The sequence below is a fragment of the Synechococcus sp. OH2 genome (genome assembly GCF_047462155.1).
In the GTDB taxonomy this organism is placed as follows: domain Bacteria; phylum Cyanobacteriota; class Cyanobacteriia; order Thermostichales; family Thermostichaceae; genus Thermostichus.
Map to the genome: position 1 here is coordinate 15,562 of NZ_JANSIR010000039.1, position 4,990 is coordinate 20,551.

Here is a 4,990-nt window from a genome sequence, read left to right on the forward strand (position 1 = left end):
GAGGCGGCGGAAAGGCACCATCTGGCAGCGGGACAACAGCGTCGGCAGCAGGGAGGCCGCCTGGGGGGCGATGAGAACGATGTGGGCCGGCCCGGGCTCCTCCAGGGTTTTCAGGAGGGCATTGGCCGCACTTTCTGCCAGGGTTTCCGCCCCCTCTAGCACCACCAGCGAACGGCGGGCGCGCATTGGCTTACGGGCACAGAAGCGGGCCACTCCCTGCACCTGTTCCAGGCGAATTTGCGGCGGGGAGCGCCGCTGCAGAGTTTGCGCCTCTGGGGCCTCCGCTGCTATCAGGCGGCCCTGGTGGAGATAGGTAGGGCTGACCCAGTGGAGGTCGGGATGGGTGCCCGCTAGCAGCCAACGGCAGTTGGAGCACTGGCCGCAAGGGATCCCCGAGCTGGCCTCGCAGAAGAGGGCCCGGGCAAACCAGCGGGCCATCAGCCCTCGCCCCACCCCCTCTGGCCCCAAGAAACAGTAGCTGGAGGTCACCCGCCCCTTTTCCAGAGCAGCCACCAGCAGCCGCGCCGCCAGCTCCTGCCCGACGATGTGCTGTGGGGGCAGAACCTTCACCCGCTCAACCATCTCGGCGGCCCTGGGCTGGAGCATCGGCGGAATCGCTTAATCCTTGGCAGAGACCGTCAAGAAATGTTGGCGAAAATACTGCACCGTTTCCGCTCGCAGCAGGCCCCGCTCCACCAAGGGATCCCCCCAGTCGGGCGAAGCTTCATCCATCGGCGGCAGAGATTCCAGCACCTCGGCGGGCACTAGGTCAGCAGCTTTGAGGAAGTCTCCCAGCGTGCGGCATCCCGACAGGCGGGCCGAGTATCCCTCGTCGGCAAAGAACTTGATCGTGGTCGCCTTCAGGCCCGTACACTCGCCGATGACCGTGGTCAGCTTGCCCCCCGCCTGTTGCCAGCGGCTGAGGATGTGTTCGACCTGGGGCCGATCTAGCAGGCCCGCCTCCTGCAAGTTTTGGAACAGGCGCCTGGCCCAGGGGGTGAGCTCCGCCAACAGAGGATCTGCCGGCACCTCTTCCTCAGAAGGGGCAGGCTCTTCTGGCAAGGACTCCGCCTTGCTGACGCGAACGGTTGGGCGGGCTGCCGCTCTGCCCATCTCGGAGGAACAGGTTGGCCTCTTGCCTGGGTTAGTGGGCAAGTTGGCAGCTCTCAACTGGGCTTGGGCGGCCTCGGCGATCAGCTTCTGTTGCTCGTAGCTCACCCGCAGCAGGCGGTTGCGATCCTGCTCGGCTTTGAGGCTTTCCTGAAGAGACTCCAGGCTCTGTCGGTAGGCCGCCAGCAGCTCCTGCGCATCCCGCAGCTCCACCGTCAACTTGGCCTGCTGCTGTTGCAAGGCCCTGAGGCGGGATCCCAGGCTTTTCAGTTGTTGCTGGGCCTGTTCTAGGGCTTCTTGGCGGGCTTGCAGGAATCCCTCCAGTTGGGCAATGCGCTGATCGGCCTCGGCCCGCTCCGCCCTGAGCTGCAGAACCAAGACTTGGCTCTGCTGCAGTTGCTCCTCCTGTTGGGCAAGACGCGCTGCCGCTTCATGGTTGGCCGCCGTCAATTGCGCCACTTCCGCCTGCAGTTGTCGGAGCTGCGCCTGGAGGTTTTCCACCTGCTCTGGAGGAACATAGCTGGAAAGCCGCGCCATTTGGGTTTCGTGCTCTTGCTGCAACTGAGCGTAGCGCTCCTGCCAGCTCTGCACAGCGGCCTTTAGCTCCGCGACTTGTTCTTCCAGGGTGGCGACCTGCCTCAGGAGGGGATCTGCAGCCTCCCCCGAGGAGGCAGCCGGCTGAGCCAGTTGGGCCTGCAACTGATCCCGCTCCGACTGGAGCTGCCGCACCTGATCAAGCGCTGCCTGGAGCTGGGCGCGCAAATCGGCGACAACGCTGCTGGGCACAGAATCCAATTGGCGCTCCTGCAAAATCTGGATCTGCTCCCGCAGGTGCTCCAGCTCGGACTGATAGCAATCTCGCTGGGTTTGCAACTGCCGCTGCGCCTTTTGTTCGGCGGCGCGGGCCAGGGCCAGCTCCCTTTCCAGCCGTTGCAGGTGTTCTCGCCAGACTTGCAGATCCTGCTGCAACCTTGCTTGGTGCTGCAGCTCCTCCTGTTGCTGGCGGATGGTGGCTTCCAGTTTTTGAATGCGCTGCTGGTACTGGCTTTGGAAATCGGCAATCTGCTGGTTCATGTCCGCCAGGATCCGATCCCACTCCCGTTCCTGCAGCTCGATTTGGAGTTGCAGGGCCTCCACCTGCTTGCGGTAGTCGGCCAGGGTGGCTGGCTGAGCCACAGAAGCAAAAGGATCCTCAGCCGCAGAGGAAGATTCTCGCCCGCCGGCTGTTGTTCCCGGCAGGGGATCCCTTGCCGGATCCGAGGGATGAACAACTGGAAACAGCTCTGCCCCCTGGCAAGACAGCGAAGACTCCGTCCCGCTCCCTCGAGCAACCTCTTCGGCAGGGGAACGCTGAACCACCGCCTCTTGGGGGGACATCTGCGGGGCCTGGAGGGGATCCCTGGCCAAGAAAGGCTGCAGCGCCTCCCAGGCATTGGGGGAAGCCATCCGCTGCAGCTGCACCTGCACATCCAGGGCGCGATCCAAAATTGCCGGCTGAACCCAACCTTTCCAAGTGAGGATCTCCCCCAGTTTCCGCCCGTACCGCCGCTGTTGGGCTAAAGCCACCCGCAACTGCTCAAAATCCAGATAGCCCAGAGCCACCAAAATCTCCCCCAGAGACAGGGCCTGGCTAGGCAGGAAGCGGTAGAGATCCGACGGAGTCAGCCAGCCGTGCTCCAGGCAGACTTCTCCCAACTTAAGGTGGTTCTGCTGTTGCTCCCGCAAGGCCTGGGCCAACTGAGACTGAGAAATCAGCCCTGCCCGCAGCAAACGCTGCCCTAGCGGCAAGCTCAACTCAGCCTCACCAGCAGCGGCCCCCCTCCCTTCCAAAAAGGGAAACGGGCTGGAACCGCTCTGGGAGGGCGACGAGCGTGGGGGCATCGAAAAGATTCCAGCTCAGACATACTGTACTCTAGCCCATTTCCTGCTGGGGATAACAACGCTGTCGGCTGGTTGCCGAGTCACCTCTGCCCCAGTCTCGCCCCTAGCCCGTGGGATCCAGTCGCATTAAAACTTGACCAAATTCTACCGGCTGGCCGTTGCTCACCAAAATCTCCTTCACCACGCCTGCGGTTTCAGCTTCTATCTCGTTCATCAGCTTCATGGCTTCGATGATACAGAGAGTTTGGCCCTTGTTCACCCGCTGGCCAACCTGCACAAAATCCATCTCTCCAGGGGCAGGAGCGCTGTAGAAGGTGCCCACCATCGGTGCTGTCACCTCTACCCAGTGGCTGGGGGCAGGCTTAGAAGCGCTCTCAGGAGGGGGAGCTTCTGCAGGGGGAGCAGGGGGGGGTGCTGGCGGCGGGGCAGCGGGCGGAGCGGCGGCAGCAGCAAGGCCAGTCGGGATTCCTTTGCGCAGGGTCAGGCGGAAATCCTTGTACTCCAGGGTTAGCTCGGTAACGTCGCTCTCCTGCAGAGCGGCCAGCAGAAGGCGAACTTCCTGCCAATTGACAACATCCAAGGGAACGTTACTCCTGATGCATCACCTGTCCACAACGGCAGCCCAGCGGCGAAGAAGAAGGAGAGCCATCACTCGCGGCCTATATAGGTGTCGGTGCGAGTATCGACACGCACCCGTTCTCCCACCTTGATAAACAGAGGCACCTGGATCTCAGCGCCGGTCTCCAGCTTGGCGGGCTTGGTTCCTCCCGTGGCCGTATCTCCTTTCACGCCGGGGTCGGTTTCCACCACTTCCAAGACAACGGTGTTGGGCAGCTCCACATCGATCACCTGCCCCTTCCAGCGCAGGATGGCCACTTCCATGTTCTCTTTCAGGTATTTCACGGCAGAGCCAATTTGGGCAGCACTGAGGGGAGCCTGTTCGTAGGTCTCCATGTCCATGAACACGAAATTGTCCCCTTCTGCGTAGAGATACTGCATATTCACTTTTTCAATAGTGGCGGCAGGCAGCATTTCGCCGGCGCGGAAGGTTTTCTCCACAACGTTGCCGGTCTGCATATTTTTGAGCTTGGTGCGCACAAAAGCCGAGCCCTTGCCAGGTTTCACGTGCAGAAACTCGATTACCTTGTAGGGAGCGCCGTCAATTTCCACAGAGACGCCGGGGCGCAAATCGTTGCTTGAGATCATGTCAGCACAGCGATCCGTTGCTTAGACTTCCCAATCTTACCCCGGCTACGGGGCACTCCGATTCAGCCCTCTGAGATCAACGGGCGGCTGACGTCCGTAAAGAGGCAACACCGTCTGCCAGGGAGGGCGCAAGCCTGCCTGGAAATCGGCGCGGGCTAGTTTCGCCAACGCCAGCACAGGCGCCGGATCTACCCAGTCGGCGGCATCGACGACGAGAGCCTGCGGCCACTGCCGCAGAACCGTCTGCCAAGCAGCTTCCTCCCAGAGCTGATCCGCTACTTCGGCAACCCAATGTTCTGGGCCCACCCGGTACACGCCACCATACTGCTCCCCCCGCTTGGCGTCCATGTGCACCGCCACCGTCAGGGGCTGAGGCGGGGATCCCTGCTCCTGCCAAGCCTGGCGGGCGAGAACCGCCAAGGTCGAGTAGCCAAACACCGGAATGCGCAACTGCTGGCCCAACAACCGCGCCACACTCACCCCCAAACGGCTGCCGGTAAAACTCCCCGGCCCCAAAGCTACAGCGATCCCCGCCATCTGCGACCAGTCCTGGCTGGCCAAGAACTCCCTCAGGCAAGGGTGCAACTGGGCCGCCATCTCCCGATCCAGCCACCAACTCCGGCTGCGGCTCTCCCCCAGCTTCTCCTCCAGCGGCAACAGGGCCAAGCCCAGAACAGGCGTGGTGGTGTGGATCCCTAAAATCCAGCGGGGAACTGACATGGCCTCTCTCAGGATCAAGCGAGGTAGTTGACAGAACTTAACGGATGTTTTAAGGTTGTGTTGTCAATCTTCG

General features: G+C 62.2%; 4 protein-coding genes and 1 pseudogene. All 5 read right to left on the minus strand.

Annotated elements, in window-relative coordinates; translation table 11 throughout:
- Positions 1-606: pseudogene (locus NW835_RS02790) on the minus strand (DNA polymerase III subunit delta'); the annotation flags it as partial.
- A gap of 12 nt (positions 607-618) precedes the next feature.
- Entirely contained in the window at positions 619-2,904 is a 2,286-nt protein-coding gene (locus tag NW835_RS02795; protein ID WP_414414466.1) for a hypothetical protein, read from the minus strand.
- Positions 2,905-3,094: 190 nt separating this feature from the next.
- A complete protein-coding gene (gene accB, locus NW835_RS02800) occupies positions 3,095-3,571 on the minus strand; it encodes an acetyl-CoA carboxylase biotin carboxyl carrier protein (RefSeq protein ID WP_414414467.1) in 477 nt (158 codons plus the stop codon).
- Positions 3,572-3,639: 68 nt separating this feature from the next.
- Entirely contained in the window at positions 3,640-4,197 is a 558-nt protein-coding gene (gene efp / locus NW835_RS02805) for an elongation factor P (protein ID WP_414365625.1), read from the minus strand.
- 45 nt (positions 4,198-4,242) lie between these two features.
- On the minus strand, positions 4,243-4,917 hold the full coding sequence (gene tsaB / locus NW835_RS02810) for a tRNA (adenosine(37)-N6)-threonylcarbamoyltransferase complex dimerization subunit type 1 TsaB (protein WP_414414468.1): 675 nt from the start codon (positions 4,915-4,917) through the stop codon (positions 4,243-4,245).
- Positions 4,918-4,990: the final 73 nt, after the last annotated feature.